This window comes from Prosthecobacter fluviatilis (genome assembly GCF_042655725.1).
GTDB lineage: Bacteria > Verrucomicrobiota > Verrucomicrobiia > Verrucomicrobiales > Verrucomicrobiaceae > Prosthecobacter > Prosthecobacter fluviatilis.
Window position 1 is genome coordinate 139980 of sequence record NZ_JBHSMQ010000008.1, and the last position, 21714, is coordinate 161693.

A 21714-nucleotide genomic window follows, 5' to 3' on the forward strand; every position below is an offset into this window, starting at 1 on the left:
TGGATCACGTTTGTAATCCAACCATGTCACGCCGCGCTCCCAATCCACCCGCCCCGAAGATTTCTGACGCCGAATGGACGGTGATGAATGTCTTCTGGCAGCGGGGCACGAGCACTCTGGCGGAGGTGGTGAAGGAGCTGGAAGGCAGGCTGCACTGGAAACCGCGCACGGTGCAGAGCCTGATCCGCCGGCTAGCGGACAAAGGTGCGCTGGGGGTGGAGGCGGTGGGCCGGGAGTTTCGCTACTCGCCCGCCGTGGCGCAGGACCAATGCCAGCATGAGGAGAGCCGCAGTTTTCTGGATCGCGTCTTCAACGGCCGGCTGACGCCCTTTGTGGCGGGGCTGATGGAACGTGAAGATGTGACGCAAGATGACCTGGCTGCGCTGCGTGAAGTGCTGAATCAGGCCGAGAAGAAACTTAAAAAGTAATCCAACCATGAATGCCGACGCTCTCCTCCACTGGCTGCTGCGCACTTCGCTCGAAGCGAGCCTCTTGATTTTGGCCGTGCTGGGGCTGCGGCTGATGCTGGGGACGCGGCTGAGCCCGGCATGGCGCATTGGCTTGTGGCTGCTGGTGGGGACGAAGCTGATGCTGCCGGCTTTTATTCCGGCGGGGTTTGGGCTGGGGGCCTGGTTTCAGCAGGATGAGGGGGCGCGTATGAGTGCGGTATCGGCTGCACCAGCCGTGTCGGCGGCGGATTTGATGATGCCCGCAGATTCAGGGAAGCCGCAGATTGTTTCTGAGTTGATCGGTGGTGGGGCTGAATCTGCGGGAATGATTTCTGGATACACGCTGGCGCTGGGGGTGTGGGTGCTGGGGGCGCTGTGGGTCTTTACGGCGGCGTTGTATCGGCAGCGGCGGTTTGATCTTGAGCTGCGTGAGCGTCCGGATGCCAGGACTGCGCTGCTGCGGGCGCTGGTGGCGAGTCTTTGCCAGAAGGCGGGGATTCAGAAGAGTGTGCGCATTCTTCTCATGCCGGTGGGCACGACTCCGGCGGTGGTGGGCATCATGCGGCCGAGCGTGCTGCTGCCAGAGGACTGGGAGACGCGCTTTGATGAGCACAGCCTGCGCCATGTGCTGCTGCATGAACTGCTGCATGTGAAGCAGCATGATCTGGTATGGAACTGGGCCGCGACGGCGGTGCAGGCGCTGCATTGGTTTAATCCGCTGGTGTGGTTTGTGGTGTCGCGCTTTCAGGCGGACCGCGAGCTGCGCTGCGATGCCGGGGCGCTGGAGCTGCTCTCCCCCACGGAGCGGCTGGACTACGGGCACACGCTGCTACGCATTCAAGAAAGCTTTTTCGCACCACCGGCCATGGCAGGGTTGGCCCCATGTGTGCGCAACCACCCCACCCTGCGCCAACGCATCCATATGATCGCCCATCCAACCACCCGCCAGCCTGTGATTCAAATGCTGCTCGTTCTTACGCTCAGCGTGCTTGTTTGCTACTCATTCACGACCGCGCGTGCGGTGGAAAAGGAAGTGCCGGCGAAAGAGCGCAGCCGTGAGGGTGCGCGTGCACCTGCTGCTGAGCAGACGAAGACTGAAACCGGTGAAGCAGGCACACGTGAAGGTGATGGCGGTGCGAAGAAGTCCGGCATGCGTGAAGGTGACGGTGGAAGCCGGAAGCCAGGCACGGGTGATGGTGAAGGTGCGCGCAAGCCTGGTGCCCGCGAAGGTGATGGCGGAAGCAGGAAGCCAGGTGCACGAGATGGTGAGGGCTCTGCCAAGACTGGCATGCGTGATGGCGAGAAGCCACGCACAGGAGGAGAGCGCGATGGCGATGGCGGAGCCAAGAAAACGGGAGCCCGCGATGGTGAAGGTGCAAATAAAACCGGCATGCGTGATGGTGAGAAACCACGCACAGGAGGTGAACGCGAGGGTGAAGGCAGCCGGAAGACAGGGGCGCGTGATGGCGACAAGGCCACCTCTTCAGGCGAGACGATCACTCTCAAGGTGATCAAGAACGGCGAGGCGGTGATGGTGGGTGACGAGGAAGTGTCCATGGGAAGACTGCGGGGGCACCTGAGCACCTTTTTGCCGGAGCATCCTAGTGCCAAAGTCCTGGTGACGGGGGATGAGGATGTGCCACTGGGTGCGCTGCATAACACGGTGGATGCCGTGAGGGATAATGGGAACAAGAATGTGGGGATCAAGGCGGAGTAGCCTGAAGCTGCGCAGTCACCTTTCGTGGGGTCATGCCCACGGTGGGTGAACCAGCGGCCTCAAATGACGAATAACTCCCGATGTCGAAGCCAGATTCCAACCAACACTTTATGCACGGTTCTTCATTGGGACTTCGTCAGTCTTGGGTCATGCTGGTTTCGGCCTTCGTCTTTTCGACGCACGCAATGTCTGCGACTTCGCAGGAGGTCACGGCGGCGATCACGAAGGCTGTTACTTTTTATCATGCCAAGGCGGCGGCGCATGGGGGGTATGTGTATCGCTACAGCGCTGACTTCACGCTGAGGGAGGCGGAAGGGATTCCGGGGGCAGATACGGTTTGGATTCAGCCGCCGGGGACTCCGGCGGTGGGGATGGCGATGCTGGATGCGTATGAGGCGACGAAGGATGAGAAGTGCCTGGCTGCGGCAGTGGCGGCAGCGCATGCGGTGTCGCGCACGCAGCTTGTGTCAGGTGGATGGGATTACTCGGGGGACTTTGCCAAGAAGGATCGGGAGAAGCATCTTTACCGGCGTGACGTGAATGGCAGGCTGATCGAGCGCAGGAAGGTGCCGGAGAACGAAGGCGGGTGGCATGTGTGGAAGAAGCACGCGAACAAGAACAACTACTCGACCTTTGATGATGATGTGTCGCAGGCGGCCACGCGGCTGCTGGTGCGGGTGGATCATGCACTGGGCGGCAAGGATTCGGAGATCAAGGAGGCGGTGGATTTTGCGCTGAGCGCGATCCTGGCAACGCAGTATCCGGCGGATGGGTGGAGCGCGAACTGGGATGCTTGGCCGAGCGCGCCGCCGGCGGCGGGGATGTATCCGATCAAGGCTGCAAGCTATCCGGCGGAATGGCCGCGCAAGTGGCCGAAGGATTTCACGGGATGCTATGTGCTGAATGACAACACGCATGCGACGCTAATGAGCACGCTCGTTCTGGCGTGGCAGCTGCGGGGGGACGCCAAATATCTGGAGGCGGCGAAGCGCGGCGGGGATTTTCTTGTCACGGCGCAAATGCCTGAGCCACAACCGGCGTGGGCGCAGCAGTATGATAAGGAGATGCAACCAAGCTGGAGCCGCGCGTTTGAACCGAGTGCGATCTGCGGGCGTGAAAGCCAAGCGGCGATGTGGGCGCTGCTGAGGCTGGCGGCGACGGGTGACAAGAAGTACCTGGCACCGCTGCCGCGGGCGCTGGCGTATTTGCGGAAGTCGCTGCTGCCGGATGGGAGGATCGCGCGCTACTATGAGTTGCAGACGAACAAGCCGTTGTACTTTGAGCGTGGTGAGGGCGGCAAGGGTTTTGTGCTGACTTATTCGGACCAGAAGGCTTCATCCAACTATGGGTGGAAATGGGACAGTGAACTGGATGCGATTGAGTCGATTGGGCGGAAGATCGGGCGCGGTGAGAGTATTGTTTTTCCACGGGTGGAGAAGGAGCGGTGGTCTTCGCCGCCGACGGAGGGGGAAATTGTGACGATTTTGAAGGAGCAGCAGGCGGATGGCTCGTGGCCCGTGACGGATGAGGAGCGCGGATGGATGCGCGATGCGGGCGGAAAGAAAACGCGGCCGGCGGGTGGTGTGATCTACAGCCTGGACTTTGTGCAGAATGTGAAGGCCTTGAGCGTGTGGCTGAAGGCGAAGCGGTGAGGTGGAATATTATTATCAACCATTGGCCATGATGACACAGCATTTATCTTCGAGAGCATTCTGGCTCTGCGGTGTTCTTATCTCTGGGGGAATGCTTCCTGCGTCAGAGAAATATGAGAATGACACGCCGTGGTCGTATCAGAGGATCCTGCGTCCGGTGGTGCCGGTGGTGAAGGATGGGGCGTGGGCGAAGGATGATATTGACCGCTTTATTCTTGCGCGGCTGGAGAAAGAGAACCTGCATCCGATTGGGGATGCTTCGCGGCTGACGCTGATCCGGCGGGCGTCGTTTGATCTACGTGGACTGCCGCCGACGCAGGAGGAGGTGGAGCGGTTTGTGAAGGATGCGGCGGCCGATGATGTGGCGTTTGCGAAGGTGGTGGATGCGTTTTTGCAAAGCGAACGTTTTGGCGAACGGTGGGCGCGGCACTGGCTGGATGTGGTGAGGTATGCGGACAGTGTGGGCCGGGTGTGGAATGCGCCGTTTACGTATGCGTGGAAGTATCGCGACTGGGTGATTGATTCGCTGAATGCGGACAAGGCTTACAATCGGTTTGTGGCGGAGCAGATTGCGGGGGATCTGCTGCCTGCCACGACGGTGCTGCAAAAGCGTGACCAGATTGTGGGCACGGGCATGCTGGCTCTGGGGAGTGTGAATTTGCAGGAGGGGGACTATGAGCAGTTTGTGCTCGATCAGGTGGATGACCAGATTGACGTGGTGTCGCGTGCGTTCATGGGGCTGACGCTGAGCTGCGCGCGCTGTCATGACCACAAGACGGAGCCGGTGAGCCAGAAGGATTATTATGCGCTGGCAGGCATCTTTTACAGCAGCCGCACGCTGCCGGGCCAGGCGAACCGCAGCGACATGAACGGATCGGGCTATGTGGACCCGGAGATGCTGGTGGACCTGCCGACGAAGCTGGACGAGCGCGTGGGACCGCCTGCGAAACTGCCAGAGGGGATTCACTCGATGGATGACATCCGGGCGCTGGGGAATCCGAAGACGACGATCCGCTACGATGTGGATCCGCACTTTTGCATGGGGGTGATTGAGGGTGACGTCAAAGACTGTGAGCTGGCGGTGGGTGGTGATCCGCATGATCGCAAGGCTGCGCCGGAGCGTGGCGGGCTGGGCATGCCTGCCCTGCCCCCGCTGCCGAAGGTTCCGGCGAAGTCCTCCGGGCGGCTGGAGCTGGCACAGTGGATGACGCAGGCGACGCATCCGCTGACCTCGCGTGTGGCGGTGAACCGCCTATGGCAGCATTTGTTTGGCGAAGGGATCGTGCGCACGGTGGATGATTTTGGCATCACGGGGAGTGATCCGACGCATCCGGAGTTGCTGGATCATCTGGCGATTCGTTTTGTGGAAGGCGGGTGGTCGGTGAAGAAAATGATCCGCGCGATGATGCTGAGCCGCACCTACCGGCTGGCGAGCACGGGAAATCCTGAGCATCCGGACGCGGGGAACAAGCTGCGGTGGCGGATGAACCCGAAGCGCCTGGAACTGGAGCCGCTACGCGACACGCTGCTGCAACTGGCGGGCAGGCTGACGTTTGACCGGCCCGAAGGCATCCAGGTGGCGGGCACAGGCGGCAAAGGACGGCATGGGGTGACGCGTGGATTGCTGAGCCCTGAAGATCCGTATCGCACAATCTATCTGCCGGTGGTTCGGGACAATGTGCCGGAGCTTTTCAGCACGTTTGATTTTCCTGGACCGACGCAGATCAAGGGACAGCGCGATGTGACAACGGTGGCTCCGCAGGCGCTGTTTTTCATGAACAACCCGATGGTGGAGGAGCTGGCGGGTGAGATCGCGGAGAAAGCCGGTAAGGATGTGAAAGCGGTCTATCGTGCCGTGCTGGGACGGGAGCCGTCCAGTGAGGAGCTGCGTGATGCATCTGAGCTGGATCTGCAGACGCTGGTGCAGGCGCTGCTGGGGACGGCGGAATTTCGATATGTGTTTTAACTCTCCAACATTATGAATTCACTGTTTAACCGGCCTCTTCTCATGATTTGCGCACTGAGTTTCGCTGCTCAGCTCAAAGCCGAAACCCTCGTCCACTCAAGTGAGGAAAACTGGGAAGCCCGATTGGCTGAAATGCCGCCCCAAGTTCAGACATTGGTGCGCAAGATTCAATCCATGGACATGCATCCCTATTTGCTGTCAGAGTTGAAGAACAACCGGTTGTTAATCTCACACTTCCTCATTCTCGAAGACTCTCTCGTGGCAATGGACTTCGATGAAGGACATACGAAGGAGAAAGTGCTGTTTGATTTCGATGTAGCACGCGGCTGGACCATCATTCGTCGCTCGCCTCAGGGCGACTGGAAACCGAAAGGCCAACGAAACGGGGACAGGCTGACCCCCATTCCATTCCCGGTTGAAGCCAGTGCATCAGAACCCATCACCAAGAAGCCATGACCTCACGTCGTTCCATTCTTCAATCCACCAGCACCGGCTTCGGCTGGCTGGCGTTTAATGCGCTGCATCAGCAGTGGGCGGGGGCTGCGGCGCCGCCAAAGACGATCAATCCGCTGGCGCCGAAGGAGCCGCATTTTACGGCGCGGGCGAAGCGGGTGATCTTTATGTTCATGCAGGGCGGGCCGAGCCACCTGGACACGTTTGACTACAAGCCGGAGCTGGCGAAGGCGGAGGCGAACAAGGTGCAGAAGTACATGGGGAGCGTGTTTGAGTTCAAGCCGCGGGGGAAGAGCGGGATCATGATCTCGGAGGCGTTTCCGGAACTGGCGAAGCATGCGGATGACCTGTGCCTGCTGAATGGGATGCAGACGCGAACAAATGCGCACCAGATGGCGACGGTGGCGCTGCACATTGGGAGTGAGACGTTTGTGCGGCCGTCGATGGGGGCGTGGATTGTTTATGGGCTGGGCACGGAGGCGGAGGATCTGCCGGGGTTTGTGACGATCAATCCGGCGGCGGACAACGGCGGGGCGATGAACTACGGCTCGGCGTTTCTGCCGGCGACGTTTCAGGGCACGCGGCTGAGCAGCGCGGGCGGCGGCGTGCCGGACCTGAGCAACGGGAGGCTGAGCGATGCGCAGCAGAGGAAGCAGATTGAATTCATTCAGAAGGCGAATCGCAAGCTGCTGAGCGGGGATCCTGGAAATCCGGAGATCGAGGGGATCATTCAGAGCTATGAGCTGGCGTACAAGATGCAGACGAGCGTGCCGGAGGTGCTGAATCTGGACAAGGAGCCGCAAAACATTCGGGAACTTTATGGTCTGGATGATGGGGCCACGGAGCGGTTTGGTACGCAGTGCCTCATGGCGCGGCGCATGGCGGAAAAGGGCGTGCGGTTCATCCAGCTGACTTCGCCGGGGTGGGACCACCACAACGGGCTGCGCGAGAACCTCGCGCGGCAGTGCACGTCGATCGACAAGCCAATTGCGGGATTGATCGCGGACCTGAAGCAGCGGGACATGCTGAAGGACACTCTCATTATGTGGGGCGGGGAGTTTGGGCGTGGAAGCGGGTATGACAACGAGCTGTACAATGGGCGTGGTCACAATGGCGGCGGTTACACGATGTGGATGGCGGGCGGTGGTGTGAAGGGAGGCTTCACGTACGGCAGCACAAATGAGATGGGGGACAAGGCGGAGACGGGCATCATCGGCACGCATGATCTGCATGCCACGGTGCTGCATCTGCTGGGGATCAACCACGAGCGGCTGACGTACCGGTATGCGGGAAGAAATTTCCGGCTGACGGATGTGAGCGGCGAGGTGGCGAAAGTGATTTTGGCGTGAGGAGGAGTCGCCAGCTTGGGATTTTTTGCTCGGCGCCAAGAAAGTTTCGCCCATGGCGGCATGCGGAGCGTTTCCCATGCCGCAGCTGTGCCTTCCCCTCTCATCAGTCTAATGGAAAAAGAACAGATTACCGCCATCTTTGATCAGCAGGCCGCAACGTATGACCAAAAGTGGAGCCGGCTGTCCCCCATCAACAGCGCCTTGCATTTGCTCACAAGCGCCGTGCTTTCAGAGCTTCCTGAGACAGCGCGTATCCTCTGCGTAGGCGCGGGAACAGGTGCCGAAATTCTCCACCTGGCCCAAAAGTTTCCCGGATGGCATTTTACAGCTGTGGAGCCTTCCATAGCCATGCTGAACGTCCTGCGGCAGCGTGCGGAAGAGCATGGCATTTCGGCACGATGCACCTTTCATGCAGGCTATCTCGACACGCTACCGCCTGACAGCCCTTTCGATGCGGCGACGGCCTTTCTTGTTTCACAATTCATCCTGGACACCCAGGCACGCTCTGAGTTTTTCAAAAGCATTGCAGAACGTCTGCAGCCTGAGGGCATGCTGGTCAGCTCGGATCTGTCTGGAGATCTTTCCGGAGGTGCGGACTCCATGGGGCTGCTTGATGTTTGGTTTCGGACGATGCGGGATGGAGGCTCACTCGCCGTGCCGGAAGAGGTGGAGAAAATGCGCGAGGCTTACAGGCATGACGTAGCGGTGCTATCGCCTGCGAAGACACGAGACATCATCAGCAATGGCGGCTTTGGCCCACCGGTTCAGTTTTTCCAGGCGGGAATGATCCATGCCTGGTATGCCAGACGGCTCAAGCAAGCGCGCGTTTGAGGAGGTTTGCGGTGATGCACTGGACGCGTGCGTCGGTGCCGTGGGGGCGGGAATAGTGGCTCCAGACGGGCATGTGGCCGGGGGGCTTGCTCAGGCCCTGGGCCCACCAGATGGTGGAGGCGTTGAAGATGAAGTTGCCTTTTGGGCCGTCGAAGATCACGGCCTGCCACTGCTGCGGATTGGTACCGCCCTGGAAGGCTGTGCCGGCGGCGAGGATTTCGAGGCCGGGCAGATCCTTGGGTGCATCGCCATGATACTCCCAGCCGATCATGCCGGGAATGGAATCTCCTTGCTTCATGCCGGTGCCTTCAAAGACCCAGTGCGCGGGCTTGGTACAGATCCAGTCGCCACCACCGTTCACGGGGCTGATGTTGCGCACGCCCATGAGATAGCCTTCGTCTGGCCCACGATGAGGATAGGGGCCATGGTTCTTCTCGCGATCCACCGCATACTTGTAGTCACCGCCGTAGGGGCCGCCTCGGAAGATCCGGCGAAGGGGAGCGCCGTCTGCATTGGGGGAAAAAGGCGTGACCCAGCAGACAGAATTGCCGGAAAGGAAAAGCAGATTGACGCCGGCATCGCGCATCTTTGCGACGCTGTCGTGCTGGCGGATGTCCCAGTACTCGTCGTGCCCGATGCTGATGAAGGCCTTGCACTTCAAACCGTGATCCGGGGTGATCATGTCGGCATTGGAGCAGTAGGTCACGTCGTAGCCTTCCTTCTCCAGCCAGTAGGCGGCGGGAAACTCAAAGCACAGCCACTCGCCGCTGCCGACGGACTGCGGATTTTCGTAAATCTGCGCATACTTGGCATACGGGCGGTCAAAGCTGACATCGGACCATGGCCCCTGATTGCCCTTGGGATCGGTGTATAGCGAGTAGTTGTCCGGCCACTTGTTGTAGGCCTGCCAGGTGTTGTCACTGCATTGGAAGAGAATGTCCGCCTTCCGGTCGTCGGTGACGATGAAGACAATGTAACTCTGCCAGTAGGGTTCGTCCTTCGAGGCAGGCAGCGTGGTGAGCCTGCCGAGATACACACCGCTGAGCCAGTCTTGAGGAATGGTGATGGAGGTGGTCTTTTCCCAGCGACATTCGCGGAGGCGCTTTTCGCCGATTGGAGGCACGGGCTGTTCTTTGCCTTCAAAGGGGCCGAGCTCCGTCATCAAGCGTGCGCCGCAGCCACCGTAGTAACCGGTGCGGAAGATTTCGAGTTTGAAGCGAGCGGTGGGTTTGGTGCTGACGAAGATGTCCAGAGTCTCGCCAGCTTTTACGGACTGGCGGGAGCAGTAGCCTTCGATCACCGGCGAGCGAAAGCCCTCGTTCTTGTCGAGGCGCATGCGGGTGAGCTGCCAGTCGGAGGATCCAGGCTTGGAGTTTTCGGCGGTGATCAGGGACATTCTCAGATTACGCAGCGAACCGGCAAAAACGATCAGCCAGGAATGGACAGAAAACGGGGACCGTTTAAATCAGCCGCCGCCCAGCGCCTTGTAGAGGGAGATCTGCAGCTGAAAGCGCCGCTTGTTCACGTCCACCAGTTCCAGGCGGCCCTCGAGGGTGGTCTGCTGTGCGTTGAGCACTTCAAGATAGGTGGCGCGGCGGGTGGCGAAAAGTTCATTGGAGGTGGCAACACTTTCGGCGAGCAGGCCGACCTGCTCCGATTTGACCTTGTGCAGTTCATCCAGCAGACGGATTTTGGACTGGCGATTGTGAACTTCCACATAAGCGTTGACGATGGACTGCTGAAAGGCAGCCAGAGTCTCCAACTGTTCTGCACTGGCTTTTTGAAACTGGGCCCTGATGGCGGCCCGGTTGACCAGCGGGGCGACGAGCCCGCCTGCAATGCTGTAGGCGGCTGAGTGGGAGTTGAGCAGGAGATCGCCACGAAAAGCCTGGAAGCCGAGCACGCCGTTGATGTTGAGGCTGGGAAGAAAGGCGGCACGTGCGGCTTTTACGTCTGACCTTGCGGCCGCCACTTCATGTTCGGCCTGGATCACATCCGGACGCTGGGTGAGCAGGCTGGCAGGGACCTTTTTGGAAAGGTGCGGCAAGCTGAGGCTGGTAAGAGGCTGCTGGCTGCGCTGGATTTTTGCACCGGCGTTTCCGAGCAACAAACGAATTGCCGCTTCAAGATCCAAGATCTCCTGCCGGGCTTCGAGCTTGAGGCTGCGCAGGTTTCTGGCACGTGCCTCAAACTGCTGAATGGCTAGCGAGTTGGCAGCCCCGACGGCTTTCTGCGCCTGCACGGTTTCAATGGCACGCTCCTGGAGCCGGAGGTTGTCATCCAGAATAGTCAGCGTGGTGTCGAGAGCGAGGAGATCGTAATAGTGGGTGGCGATGTCGCTGATGAGGCTGACAAGCACGAGGCGGCGGCCGGCCACGCTGGCCAGCGTGCGCTGCATGGCGGCATCACGCTGGCTGCGCAGCTTGCCCCAGAGATCCACCTCCCAGGCGGTCTGCAGGCCGAGACTGAAGTCCGGCAGCGTGTTGGGAATGATCTGATCTTTGTAAATGGTCGTGGTCCGATTTCCGGCATCATCCATGGTGTAGTAGCCGAACTTCCGCAGACCCACGCCGCTGGCGATGCCTAAGGCAGGGGCCAGCGCCCCACGGCTGGCGGTGATCTGCGCACGTGCCGCCTGCACACGCTGGAAGGCAATTTTGAGATCGTTGTTGCCAGCGATGGCCTGATCGATGAGCCGGCCGAGATGAGGATCGGTGAAGTGTTTGCGCCAGAGCGCGGTCTGAGCGCGGGCTTCTTCCTGAGTAAGGATGGTCTTGGGCGCGGTGATGGGCTTGGGCAGCAGCACGCCGGCACAGCCTGAGGCGAGCAGAGTGAGGGCGGCGGAGATGAGAGGGAGTGGTTTCATGCGGAGCGCGACTCAGAGGGTTTCGCTCAGCGGCAGTTCTTCACGCCTGCGGCTGAATTTTTCCGCCAGGGTGGCGAAGATAACGTAGAGCCCCGGCGTGAGAATGACGCCAAAAACGGTGCCAAAGATCATGCCTCCCGTGGCAGCGGCGCCGATGGTGCGATTTCCCACGGCTCCAACACCACTGGCGAGCAACAGAGGCATGAGCCCCGCGACAAAGACCATGGAAGTCATGAGGATGGGGCGCAGGCGTGTTCGCACGGCCTCCACGGCTGCGAGGAGCGGTGTTTTGCCCTCGCGGTGGCGCAATGCGGCGAACTCGACAATGAGGATGGCATTTTTTCCGAGGAGGCCGATGAGCATGATCATGGCGACCTGGGCGTAGATGTTGTTTTCCAGCCCCATCCATTGCAGGAAAAGAAAGGCTCCGACGAGGCCGGTGGGGAGAGAAAGGATGACGGGAAGCGGGAGCAGCAGGCTTTCATACTGCGCGGCGAGCAGCAGATAGACGAAGACGATGCAGATAATGAAAATGAAGGTGGCCTCGTTGCCGACATTCACTTCATCACGCGTCATGCCCGCCCAGTCGATGCCGTAGCCTTTGGGCAGCTTGTCCTTCACAGTTTCCTGGATTGCGCGGATGGCGTCGCCACTGCTGTAGCCGGGGGACTGCTCGCCGTTGAGCTCGGCTGAAGGAAACATGTTGTAGCGGGTGACCTGATCGACGCCGTAAACTTTCTCCAGAGTGATGAAACTGGAGAGCATGACCATCTGATCGTTGCTTGCTTTAACACTGAGCTTGAGGATATCCTCCGGGCGGGCACGATACTGCGGCAGTGCCTGGACCATGACGCGGTACATCTGGCCGAAGCGGATGAAGTTGGAACCGTATTCACTACCGAGCAGGGTCTGCAGCTCTGCCATGGCGCGGCTGACGGTGACGCCTTTCTGCGCGGCTTTGTCCATGTCCACATGCAGAAGATACTGCGGATAGCTGGCGTCAAAGATGGTGAAGACGCTGCCGATTTCCGGCCGCTGCCGGAGGTCTGCCATGAACTGCTTGAGCACGGCATCCATGCGCTGGAAGTCGCCACTGCCGGTTTTGTCCAGCAGGCGCAGCTCAAAGCCTCCCGCATTGCCATAGCCGGGCACAGGAGGCGGGGGGAAGATCTCGATGCGTGCGTCTTTGAGATGGGAGATTTTTTGGCGCACGTCATTCATCACCGTCTCCACCGTGGCGCTGCGCTGATCCCATGGGACTAAATTCACAAGGCAGGTACCGTAGCTGGCGCCGGTGCCGTCTGAGAGGATATTGGTGCCTGAAAGGCTGGAGACGGAGGAGATGCCCGGCAAGCCGCCTATGCAGCGGACGATCTCGTCCACCACGTCCTTGGTGCGCTCCAGCGTGGCACCGGATGGCGTGGTGATGCTGATGTAGAAGCTGCCCTGATCCTCGTTCGGGATGAAGCCGGTGGGCACCTGACGGCTGACCCAGCCGGTGGCGGCGCAGAAGCCGAGCAGCATGAGGCAGGTGAGGGCGCGACGCCCGGCGATACCGCGAATCATGGCGGTGTAACTGGAAGCGAGACGCTCATAGGTGCTGTTGAACGCATGGAAGAACCAGGCAAGCGGACCACGCCGTTTGGGCGCTTGGGCAGAATCGTGCGGTTGATGATGCGAGTTTTTCAGCAAAAGCGCACACAAAGTCGGCGTGAGAGTGAGCGCGACAAAGCCGGAGAGGCTGATGGCGATGGCGATGGTGATGGCGAAGTTTCGGTACAGGATGCCGCTGGGGCCGGACATGAAGGCCACGGGCACAAACACGGCCGCCATGACGAGGGTGATGGCGATCAAAGCGCCGCTGATCTCATGCATGGCACGCTCCGTGGCCTGCCGTGCGCCGCCGCTGCCGCGCTCCATCTGCGCATGCACGGCCTCCACGACGACGATGGCGTCATCCACCACAATGCCGATGGCAAGCACGAGGGCGAAGAGGGTGACGAGATTCAGCGAGAAGCCGATCATGTGCATGAATACGAAGGTGCCGACAAGGGACACAGGCACAGCGAGCACGGGCACGACGGTGCTGCGCCAGTCCTGCAAGAAAACGTAGGTGACGAGGGAGACGAGCACGAAGGCCTCCAGCAGGGTGCGCAGGACCTCATGCAATGAGGCATCCAGAAAGCGTGAGACGTCATAGCTGATCTCGTAGTCCATGCCTTCGAGGAAGGTGGACTCGCGGATCTCCGCCATGCGCTGCTTAACGGCAGCGATGACCTCGCTGGCGTTTGAGCCCGGAATTTGCTTGAGCATGATGGCGGCGGCGGGCCTGCCATTGAACCTGGCCTCCACATCAAAGTAGGTGGTGCCAAACTCGATTTCCGCCACATCGCGCAGGCGGAGGATCTGCCCCTCTGAGGTGGAGCGGAGGGGGATGTTGCGGTACTCCTCCTCGGTGGTGAACTTGCCGGTGTAGCGCACCACGTACTGGAGCTGCGGGCGGCCTTTTTCGGAACTCTCTCCCACCTTGCCGGGGGCGGCTTCCACGTTCTGCTCTTCGAGCGCGGTCATCACGTCATTGGCGGAGACATTGAGAGCGAGAAGTTTGTCCGGCTTGAGCCAGACGCGCATGGCGTACTCCTTGGCGCCGAGGATGTCGGCGTAGCCCACGCCTTTGATGCGCTTGAGCTCGGAGAGGATGTTGAGATCGGCAAAGTTGTAGAGGAACTTTTCGTCAACATCGCTCCTGGTGCTGAAAATGTTGAGGTACATCAACATGGCGTTTTCCTCCTTGGCGATCTTGACGCCGTTGCGCACCACCTCGGCGGGAAGCTGGCCCATGATGGCAGCCACGCGGTTTTGCACGTTCACGGAGGCCGTGTCCGGATTGGTTCCGACTTCGAAGATGATCTGCACCACGCCGACGCCATCGTTGCCCACATCGGTGGACATGTATTTCATGCCGGGCACGCCATTGATGCTGCGCTCCAGCTTGACCATGGCGGCCTTGGTGAGCGTCTCGGCATTGGCCCCGGCGTACTCCACGGTGACGTTCACCTCCGGCGGCGCGATGCCGGGAAACTGCGACACGGGAAGCTTTGTCAACGACAGCAACCCCAGCAATGTGAGGATGACGGACAATACAACTGAAAGGATGGGACGATTTATGAAAACGGAGGTCATGCAAGGTGAATGACTGGGATGCAGGCCGGATCACAAAGGGGCGGGAGCGTCCCATGCGCGATTCTGCGGCTCGATGACCTGGCCCTCATGCACGAGTTGGATGCCTTCAAAGAGGATTTGATCCTGCTCACCGAGGCCTTGACCGATCACAAAATGATTGGGCAGGCGGAGGATGGGCTGCACTTCTTCCATCTGCAGCTTGTTCCCCTGCCCCACGCGATAAACGCAGAGCCTGTGCTGGACTTCAAAAGTACACTTCTGAGGGATGACGACCACGTGCTTGAGAGTATTGTGCACGGCAACCTTGCAACTGGCCCCATGCCGCAGGACATGATCGGGATTGGGAAAGCGCCCGCGAAAGGCGATGGTGCCCATGGTTTTGTCGATGACGGCGTCCAAGGTCTCGATGCGGCCGCGGCAGGGGTAGGCGCGTCCGTCTGCCAATTCCAGTGAGAGGCCATCTGCTGCGGCATAGTCCGGACGAGAGCTGATCTCCAGATACTCCTGCTCGCTCACATTGAAATAGACGAACACATCTCCGTCGCTGGAGAGAGTGGTGAGAACGTCGCCGACATTGACCATGCTGCCTGCCTTTTTGGAAAGACGATTGATGATGCCATCAAAGGGAGCGCGCACTTCCGTCAGAGTGAGCAGGCGCTCTGCCTCCGCGACATCCGTGGCGGCCTCTTCCACAGCCGCTGCAGCAGCATCCGCCTTTGCCTGAGCCAGATCCATGTCCACCTTTGCAATGATTTTTTTCTCCAGCAGGGTTTGGGTGTTGGCCAGCTCGATCTCCGCCATGCGGAGGTCTGCCCGGGCGCTTTTGAGCCTGGCATGGGCACGGCGAAGGCTCATCTCAAAGGCCTGCCTGCCGAGAGCGAAAATGAGCTGGCCTTTGGAGACGTGCTGGCCCTCATCGACGGCCACTTTTTCGATGAAGCCCTCCACACGGGCGCAGAGCTCGATGTGGCTGGTATTCTGAACGGACGCCACGTAGTGCCTGTCTGCCGGGACATCCATCACGACAGGGGTGGTGACGCTAAAAACCTCCGGAGACGTCGGCTCTGCGGCCGCTTTGGCGACTTTGGAGCAAGATACCGAGGATGCCCCCGAAATAAGGCAGGCCGAGGCCCATAGGAGCCGGAGGATGAGATGTTTGGCAACGATCTTGTGCATGTGCCCGCCACATTCAAGCATGATGCTCGAGGGGTCATGTCAGCACGATGCGCAGCGTTTTGTCATCCACGTCTTACATAGCCATGTAGGGCCGCGCCTTACACACAGGTCAAGCAGAGGCCTTATCAGCGTTCGAACTTCGGCTTGCCCGCCTGCTGCTCCCACCAGCGGAAGGCCTCACGCATGAGCTCATGGTGACCGGCCAGGCCGAGCTTTTCACGCACGCGGGTGCAGTAGACCTGCACGGTCTTGATGCTGATGCTGAGGGAGTCTGCAATCTGCCGCGTGTCGCCACCCTGGCCAAGCATGCGAAAGACCTCCAGCTCGCGATCGCTGAGGGTGCTGATGTCCGAGGAACTGGTGCGGTTTCCCAGATAGCGCTCGGTGATCTGGGCCTGAACCTCCGGGCTGACGAACACGCGCCCGGCGGACACCTCACGAATGGCATTGACGATTTTTTTGGTGGTGTCCCGTTTGCTGACGTAGCCACGGGCACCTGCACGGAGGGCGCGGTCGGCATAGGTGAGCTCATCGTGCATGCTGAGAACCAGGGAGATACTCTCCGGAGAGACGCGGCGGATGTCCTTGATGAGTTCCAGACCGGAGCCAGATGCGAGCATGATGTCCACGACGACGACGTCGGGCTTGAGGGTCTCGATTTTGGAGAGCGCCTCAGGGGCTGCTTCGGCCTCGCCGCAGATGGTCATGTCTGTCTGCTGATTGATGAGTGTACCAAGCCACTCACGAACCAGGGGGTGATCATCGACGATAAAGATGCTCTGGTGTTCACTCATGCAAAAAATCAGACAGAGGTGGGCCCGGCGCCCTCGGCGCGGGAGCGGGTGGGCACAAGAACACTCACACAGGTGCCATGTGCAAGAGCGCAGACTTCGCACACGGCCCCGATCATGTCTGCACGGTGGCGCATGATGTGCAGGCCCATGCCGGACTTGCGACCTGCACCAGGCGGCAGGCCGATGCCGTCGTCCACCACCTGCATCTGCACGCCCCTGGGGGTGTTTTGAAGGGAGATGGTGATACGCTCTGCACCGCTGTGGCGCACGGCATTATTGACCGCCTCCTGGGCAATGCGGTAAAGGTGCACGACGGCCTCGGAGTCATCGAGGAGGACCTCCTCCGGCATTTCCAGGGTACAGTGCAAACGTGCGCGAATGGTGGTGGTGCGCGCGAGCTCGCGCAGTGTGGCGGTGAGGCCGAGCATGTCGAGCTCCACCGGAGCCAGACCACGTGCGAGGCTGCGCGCGAGATCGATGCCGGACTCGATGAGGCCCACAAGCTGCTCGCTGTCGGCAGCCTCTGGCAGCGACTTTTGCTGCAACTTTTCACTCAGCACCTGACCTGCGAGCGCTGCGCTGGTGAGATGCTGGCAGAGGCTGTCGTGAAGATCGTGCCCGATGCGGCGCTGCTCGCGCTCGCTGACCTCGAGGACGGCTTCTTCAAGTTTTTTGCGCTCCTGAATCTCTTCCAGCAGGGCGGTGGTGCGCTCGCGCACACGCACTTCGAGCTGCCGCTGAAACATGCGCAGGCGGTACAGCACGGAGATCATCACCATGTAAAAGCTGATGGAGATCACGCAGTTCCACCCTGTGACCAGCCTGTTTTTGTTCACCGCTCCGCTAGCGAGATCGCCGGTGAGGGAAAGGGCCACACTAATCAGTGAGACGACCACTCCCATGCGCCAGCCGCCAAACCAGGTGGCCAGATAAACGGAGACCAGATAGAAGATGGAGAACTGAAGCTCAAAGCCTGCATGATAGTCCACCATAGCCACCACGGGCAGCAGCAGAAATGCGACCCAAAGCCATTTTCGATTTGAGCCCGACCGTTCAGAATACTGTGAGGAAACGGCACTCATGGATCATTCAACGCAAAGTCATTTGTTGGCATGCCTGAATCATAAGGCATGCACCGTACCGGGTTTCAAGGACCAATGTCAACATGCCATTGCAGCCCGGGAAAAGGCTCCCCGGCTGCAATTGATCCAATACGGCATGAACTGACTGAGCCGCGATCAATACGTCGCGCGGCCGCCGGAGAGATCGAATACGGCGCCGGTGGTAAAGGAGCAGTCTTCGGAGGACAGCCAGGCAACGAGAGCTGCGGCTTCCTCCTTTTTGCCGAAGCGGTTCATCGGGATCTTGGACAGCATGTAGTCGATGTGCTGCTGGGTGAGCTGCTTGAGGATGTCGGTCTCAATGACGGCGGGTGTCACTGCATTGACGATGATGTTGCTGGTGGCAAGCTCCTTGCCGAGAGATTTGGTCAAGGCAACGACCCCGGCCTTGGAGGCGCTGTAGTGGGCGGCATTGGGATTTCCCTCCTTGCCGGCGATGGAGGCGATATTGACGATGCGGCCGTAGCCGTTTTTGAGCATGTGCGGGACGACGGCGTGGCAGCAGTGGAAGGGGCCGTTGAGATTGATGGCCATGACGCGCTGCCATTCGGCGGGATCGGTTTCCCAGGTCTTGGCGTTTGTGCCGGCGATGCCGGCGTTGTTGACGAGGATGTCGATCTTGCCGAAGGCACCGATGGTGGATGCGGCGGCGCTTTCCACGGAGGAGATGCTGGTGAGATCCACGGTGGCGGTGTGCACTTTGCCGAGGGCGGAGAGTTCAGCCTTGGCCGCATCGAGCGCAGCTGCGTCAATATCCCAGAGGCAGACGCCTGCTCCGGAGCGTAGCATGCGTTCTGCGATGGCGTGGCCGATTCCGCGTGCGCCACCGGTGACGATGGCAACTCTGTCTTTGAGGTCGATTTGATTCATGGGCAGAGCAATCGCTCTCAGTCCTCCCAGACTTTCAGCAGTTCCACTTCAAAGATGAGGGTTTCATTGGGGCCGATGTCGATGCCTGCGCCACGTTTGCCGTAGGCGAGCTCCGAAGGGATGAAGAAGCGGTATTTTGCCCCCTCCTGCATGAGCTGGAGGCCTTCAGTCCAGCCTTTGATGACACGCTTGAGGGGAAACTCGGCCGGTTCGCGCCCGGCGAGGTAGGAGCTGTCAAACTCCACGCCGTTTAGGAGGGTGCCGCGGTAGTTGACCACGACGGTGTCCTTGGCCTTGGGGCTTTTCCCGGTGCCGGGGGTGAGGACTTCATACTGGAGGCCGCTGGCGGTGGTGGTGATGCCTGGCTTGGTGGCGTTCTGGGCGAGGAAGGCGCGGCCGGTTTCGAGTGCGGAGGTGGACATGGGTAAAAGGGGCGCGCTCCATCAGCGCAAGCCCGGGCGCATGCAACCGCAAATGATGTGCATTGGGCGTTGGTTTCGGCGAAATCCCTGCCATTCTAAACGCGTATCCTAGATACCCCCAAATTCCTCCTTTCATGCTTCGCCGCCTCATCTTTGCATCCATCGCGATTCCATCACTGCTTTCCGCTGCTGAACGTGGACAGGACGCCTATAACCAGCGGATCCTGCCGCTGCTGCAAAAGTACTGCTATGACTGCCATGGAGACGGCACGGACAAGGGCGACTTTGCGCTGGATGAGTACCCGGAGTACTCCAAGCTGATCGGGGACAAGGTGTTGTGGGACCACGCGCGGCAGCAGTTGGTGACGCATGTGATGCCGCCGGAGAAGAAGGAGAAGCCGCCGCTGAGTGAGCGCGATGAGATCGTGGCATGGATCGACAACACGGTGTTCTGGTTTGACCCGAAGAAGATCGACCCGGGACACATCACTTACCGCCGTCTGAACCGGACCGAGTACAACAACACCATCCGTGACCTGCTGCTGGTGGACATGAAGCCCGCCAATGAGTTCCCGCCGGATGACACGGGCTACGGCTTCGACAACATCGGGGATGTGCTGAGCATTTCGCCGATGCTGATGGAGAAGTACATCCGTGCGGCCAATGCAGTGGCGGCCAAAGCGCTGGACACCTCCAATGTGGAACGGCTGGACATGGAACTGGGGGCCAAAAAGTTCTGGAATCAGAAAGGCGAAACGAAGGAGTGGGACGGCGTGCGGTGGTTCCACAGCAATGCGGATGCGGCGACGAAATTCACAGCGCCCGCCAGCGGCAACTACCTGCTGAAATTTCACCTCTCCGCCACGCAGGCAGGGCCGGACGCGGCAAAGGTGGCGCTGAGAGTGGATGACAAGGAGCTCGGCACCTTTGACGTGACGGCACGCTACAACGGCGACAAAGGCCCCTGGCAAATGATTCAGCAGCAGGTGCAGCTCAAAGGCGGGGAGCATAAGATCGTGGTGCGTTTCATCAATGATTTCGCGGACCCGCAGAATCCGGACGCGAGCAAGCGGGACCGCAACCTTGCGCTGGAGAAGATCGAGATCGAAGGTCCAGACGGACTGCTGCCACCACGCGGCACGCGACTGGTGCAATGGCTGCTGGATGGCAAGCCTGCGGGGCTGCCGGCCATCAACCTGAGCGGTGAAGACTTTGAAAACGGCCAGGGAAATGCGAGCCGCGACACGGGAACCATCGAACTGCCCTCGAACGGCTATGTGAAGCATCACCTGGATCTCGCGATTGCTGGCAAGTACCGGCTCGCCATCAAGGCGGGAGCACAGCAGGCAGGCGGTGAGCCTGCGAAGTTTGACGTGCGCATCGGCGGTAAAAATGCCGGCTCCTTTGCCATCACGGCCAAGGACCAGACGCCGCAGAAGTTTGACGCGGAAGTGGAACTCCCTGCGGGCAAGCATGAAATCCAGGTGTGGTTTCTAAATGACTACTACGACGAGAAAAAGCACGAGGACCGGAACTTCTGGCTGCACCAGCTCAAGGTGGAGGGGCCGCTGGACCAGCCGGGGGGGATCTCTGCTGCTGATGTGCACAGCCTTGTGGACAAGCTGGGACAGCGCCTTTTCCGCCGCCCGATGCGCGAGGCAGAAAAGACGAAGTGGCATGGCATCGCAGATCTCGGACTCAAAGAGAACCTGCCGCCGATGGAGGCCATGGGCTACGTGCTGCGCGGCATGCTCATGTCTCCGGGATTTCTTTACCGAGGGTCGCCCACACCGGTTGGCGAGGTGAAGGACGGTGTGGCATTGATCGACGAATACAGCCTTGCCTCGCGGCTTTCATATTTCCTGTGGTCTGCGCCGCCGGATGAGAGGCTGCTGCAGCTGGCGGCGAAAGGCGAGCTGCGCAAAAACCTCGCGGCAGAGGTGAAGAGGATGATCGGCGACTACCGTGCGTGGAGCCTGACGGAGGATTTTGCCGGCCAGTGGCTGCAACTGCGCGACATGGACATTGTGGATGTGGATGAAAGGCGCTTCCCAGACTGGAAGGGCGGCATGGCCTACGCGATGAAGAAGGAATCCCAGATGTTTTTTGACAACATTCTGCGGAACAATCTGGACGTGATCACATTCCTGAATGCCGATTACAGCTTCATGAATGAGAAGCTGGCGCGCTTCTATGGCATCCAGGGAGTGAAGGGGGACAAGTACCAGAAGGTGTCGCTGCAGGGCACTCCGCGTGGGGGCATCCTGACGCAGGGGAGCATCCTGACGCTGACTTCGACGCCGACGCGCACGTCTCCGGTGAAGCGTGGCAAGTACCTGCTGGAAAACATCCTGGGCACACCGCCGCCGCCCGCACCGGGTGGCGTGCCGCCGCTGGATGAGCGAAAGCAGCAGTTTGGCAAGATGACGCTGAGGCAGCAGTTTGCCGAGCACCGCAGCAATGCCTCCTGCGCAGGATGCCATGCCTTCCTGGACCCGATGGGCTTTGCATTTGAGAACTACGACGCCATCGGGCACTGGCGTGACGAGGAGAAGAAGCAGCCCATCGACGCCTCGGGCTCGCTGGTGCGTGGACAGACCTTTGCGAATCTGGCGGAACTGCGAACGATCCTGGTGCGGGACATGAGCGACCAGTTCGTCAAAAACCTCGCCGACAACCTGCTTATTTTTGCACTGGGGCGCGGCCTGGAATACTCCGACAAGCCGACAACGGAGGAGATTCTGAAGAAGGCGAAGGCCTCCGGCAACCGCATGCAGGACATCATCCTGGCGGTGTGCGAGAGCGTGCCGTTTCAGAAGATGCGGGCAACGCCGTAACCGGCGGGGGATTTCGGGGTTTACCGCG

Annotated in this window: 16 protein-coding genes; 8 read left to right on the forward strand and 8 right to left on the reverse strand. The window is 60.1% G+C overall.

Features of this window, described 5'->3' with window-relative positions; all coding sequences use genetic code 11:
• The first annotated feature begins 23 nt into the window (after positions 1-23).
• From ACFQDI_RS19530 to ACFQDI_RS19560, 7 genes are all read left to right on the forward strand, one after another.
• The gene (locus ACFQDI_RS19530) at positions 24-428 is read left to right on the forward strand and encodes a BlaI/MecI/CopY family transcriptional regulator (RefSeq protein ID WP_377169977.1); all 405 of its coding nucleotides are present in this window, start codon (positions 24-26) and stop codon (positions 426-428) included.
• Between the two features lie 7 nt (positions 429-435).
• Positions 436-2166, forward strand: coding sequence for a M56 family metallopeptidase (locus ACFQDI_RS19535; RefSeq protein ID WP_377169979.1), 1731 nt, complete (start codon positions 436-438; stop codon positions 2164-2166).
• A gap of 185 nt (positions 2167-2351) precedes the next feature.
• A complete protein-coding gene (locus ACFQDI_RS19540) occupies positions 2352-3818 on the forward strand; it encodes a polysaccharide lyase (protein WP_377169981.1) in 1467 nt (488 codons plus the stop codon).
• 91 nt (positions 3819-3909) lie between these two features.
• Entirely contained in the window at positions 3910-5784 is a 1875-nt protein-coding gene (locus tag ACFQDI_RS19545; protein WP_377169983.1) for a DUF1549 and DUF1553 domain-containing protein, read from the forward strand.
• 12 nt (positions 5785-5796) lie between these two features.
• Positions 5797-6240, forward strand: coding sequence for a hypothetical protein (locus ACFQDI_RS19550; protein ID WP_377169985.1), 444 nt, complete (start codon positions 5797-5799; stop codon positions 6238-6240).
• Positions 6237-7586 carry a DUF1501 domain-containing protein gene (locus ACFQDI_RS19555; protein WP_377169987.1) on the forward strand — a complete coding sequence of 450 codons (1350 nt, stop codon included), beginning with the start codon at positions 6237-6239 and terminating at the stop codon, positions 7584-7586. Before ACFQDI_RS19550 ends, ACFQDI_RS19555 begins: the two co-directional genes overlap by 4 nt.
• 111 nt (positions 7587-7697) lie before the next feature.
• A complete protein-coding gene (locus ACFQDI_RS19560) occupies positions 7698-8417 on the forward strand; it encodes a class I SAM-dependent methyltransferase (protein WP_377169989.1) in 720 nt (239 codons plus the stop codon).
• Here ACFQDI_RS19560 and ACFQDI_RS19565 read toward each other — a convergent pair.
• The 8 genes from ACFQDI_RS19565 to ACFQDI_RS19600 form a co-directional block, all read right to left on the reverse strand.
• On the reverse strand, positions 8398-9813 hold the full coding sequence (locus ACFQDI_RS19565) for a N,N-dimethylformamidase beta subunit family domain-containing protein (RefSeq protein WP_377169991.1): 1416 nt from the start codon (positions 9811-9813) through the stop codon (positions 8398-8400). The two genes, ACFQDI_RS19560 and ACFQDI_RS19565, sit on opposite strands and share 20 nt — an antisense overlap.
• 69 nt (positions 9814-9882) lie before the next feature.
• On the reverse strand, positions 9883-11283 hold the full coding sequence (locus ACFQDI_RS19570; protein WP_377169993.1) for an efflux transporter outer membrane subunit: 1401 nt from the start codon (positions 11281-11283) through the stop codon (positions 9883-9885).
• A gap of 12 nt (positions 11284-11295) precedes the next feature.
• Complete coding sequence (locus tag ACFQDI_RS19575) at positions 11296-14466, reverse strand: efflux RND transporter permease subunit (RefSeq protein ID WP_377169996.1); 3171 nt, start codon at positions 14464-14466, stop codon at positions 11296-11298.
• A 30-nt stretch (positions 14467-14496) separates the two neighbouring features.
• Positions 14497-15642 carry an efflux RND transporter periplasmic adaptor subunit gene (locus tag ACFQDI_RS19580; protein ID WP_377169998.1) on the reverse strand — a complete coding sequence of 382 codons (1146 nt, stop codon included), beginning with the start codon at positions 15640-15642 and terminating at the stop codon, positions 14497-14499.
• Positions 15643-15767: 125 nt separating this feature from the next.
• Complete coding sequence (locus ACFQDI_RS19585) at positions 15768-16436, reverse strand: response regulator (RefSeq protein WP_377170000.1); 669 nt, start codon at positions 16434-16436, stop codon at positions 15768-15770.
• An 8-nt stretch (positions 16437-16444) separates the two neighbouring features.
• The gene (locus tag ACFQDI_RS19590; RefSeq protein ID WP_377170002.1) at positions 16445-17518 is read right to left on the reverse strand and encodes a sensor histidine kinase; all 1074 of its coding nucleotides are present in this window, start codon (positions 17516-17518) and stop codon (positions 16445-16447) included.
• 156 nt (positions 17519-17674) lie between these two features.
• Entirely contained in the window at positions 17675-18427 is a 753-nt protein-coding gene (locus ACFQDI_RS19595; protein WP_377170004.1) for an SDR family NAD(P)-dependent oxidoreductase, read from the reverse strand.
• Positions 18428-18444: 17 nt separating this feature from the next.
• Complete coding sequence (locus ACFQDI_RS19600) at positions 18445-18849, reverse strand: FKBP-type peptidyl-prolyl cis-trans isomerase (protein WP_377170006.1); 405 nt, start codon at positions 18847-18849, stop codon at positions 18445-18447.
• A gap of 134 nt (positions 18850-18983) precedes the next feature.
• Between ACFQDI_RS19600 and ACFQDI_RS19605 the strand changes: the two genes are divergently transcribed.
• Entirely contained in the window at positions 18984-21686 is a 2703-nt protein-coding gene (locus ACFQDI_RS19605) for a DUF1592 domain-containing protein (RefSeq protein ID WP_377170008.1), read from the forward strand.
• The last annotated feature ends 28 nt before the right edge of the window (positions 21687-21714 follow it).

What these genes read in the sequence shown, in the direction of transcription:
- ACFQDI_RS19530 (WP_377169977.1), top strand. Translation starts at nt 24, where the DNA reads ATGTCACGCCGCGCTCCCAATCCACCCGCCCCGAAGATTTCTGACGCC.
- ACFQDI_RS19535 (WP_377169979.1), top strand. Translation starts at nt 436, where the DNA reads ATGAATGCCGACGCTCTCCTCCACTGGCTGCTGCGCACTTCGCTCGAA.
- ACFQDI_RS19540 (WP_377169981.1), top strand. Translation starts at nt 2,352, where the DNA reads ATGTCTGCGACTTCGCAGGAGGTCACGGCGGCGATCACGAAGGCTGTT.
- ACFQDI_RS19545 (WP_377169983.1), top strand. Translation starts at nt 3,910, where the DNA reads ATGCTTCCTGCGTCAGAGAAATATGAGAATGACACGCCGTGGTCGTAT.
- ACFQDI_RS19550 (WP_377169985.1), top strand. Translation starts at nt 5,797, where the DNA reads ATGAATTCACTGTTTAACCGGCCTCTTCTCATGATTTGCGCACTGAGT.
- ACFQDI_RS19555 (WP_377169987.1), top strand. Translation starts at nt 6,237, where the DNA reads ATGACCTCACGTCGTTCCATTCTTCAATCCACCAGCACCGGCTTCGGC.
- ACFQDI_RS19560 (WP_377169989.1), top strand. Translation starts at nt 7,698, where the DNA reads ATGGAAAAAGAACAGATTACCGCCATCTTTGATCAGCAGGCCGCAACG.
- ACFQDI_RS19565 (WP_377169991.1), bottom strand. Translation starts at nt 9,813, where the DNA reads ATGTCCCTGATCACCGCCGAAAACTCCAAGCCTGGATCCTCCGACTGG.
- ACFQDI_RS19570 (WP_377169993.1), bottom strand. Translation starts at nt 11,283, where the DNA reads ATGAAACCACTCCCTCTCATCTCCGCCGCCCTCACTCTGCTCGCCTCA.
- ACFQDI_RS19575 (WP_377169996.1), bottom strand. Translation starts at nt 14,466, where the DNA reads ATGACCTCCGTTTTCATAAATCGTCCCATCCTTTCAGTTGTATTGTCC.
- ACFQDI_RS19580 (WP_377169998.1), bottom strand. Translation starts at nt 15,642, where the DNA reads ATGCACAAGATCGTTGCCAAACATCTCATCCTCCGGCTCCTATGGGCC.
- ACFQDI_RS19585 (WP_377170000.1), bottom strand. Translation starts at nt 16,436, where the DNA reads ATGAGTGAACACCAGAGCATCTTTATCGTCGATGATCACCCCCTGGTT.
- ACFQDI_RS19590 (WP_377170002.1), bottom strand. Translation starts at nt 17,518, where the DNA reads ATGAGTGCCGTTTCCTCACAGTATTCTGAACGGTCGGGCTCAAATCGA.
- ACFQDI_RS19595 (WP_377170004.1), bottom strand. Translation starts at nt 18,427, where the DNA reads ATGAATCAAATCGACCTCAAAGACAGAGTTGCCATCGTCACCGGTGGC.
- ACFQDI_RS19600 (WP_377170006.1), bottom strand. Translation starts at nt 18,849, where the DNA reads ATGTCCACCTCCGCACTCGAAACCGGCCGCGCCTTCCTCGCCCAGAAC.
- ACFQDI_RS19605 (WP_377170008.1), top strand. Translation starts at nt 18,984, where the DNA reads ATGCTTCGCCGCCTCATCTTTGCATCCATCGCGATTCCATCACTGCTT.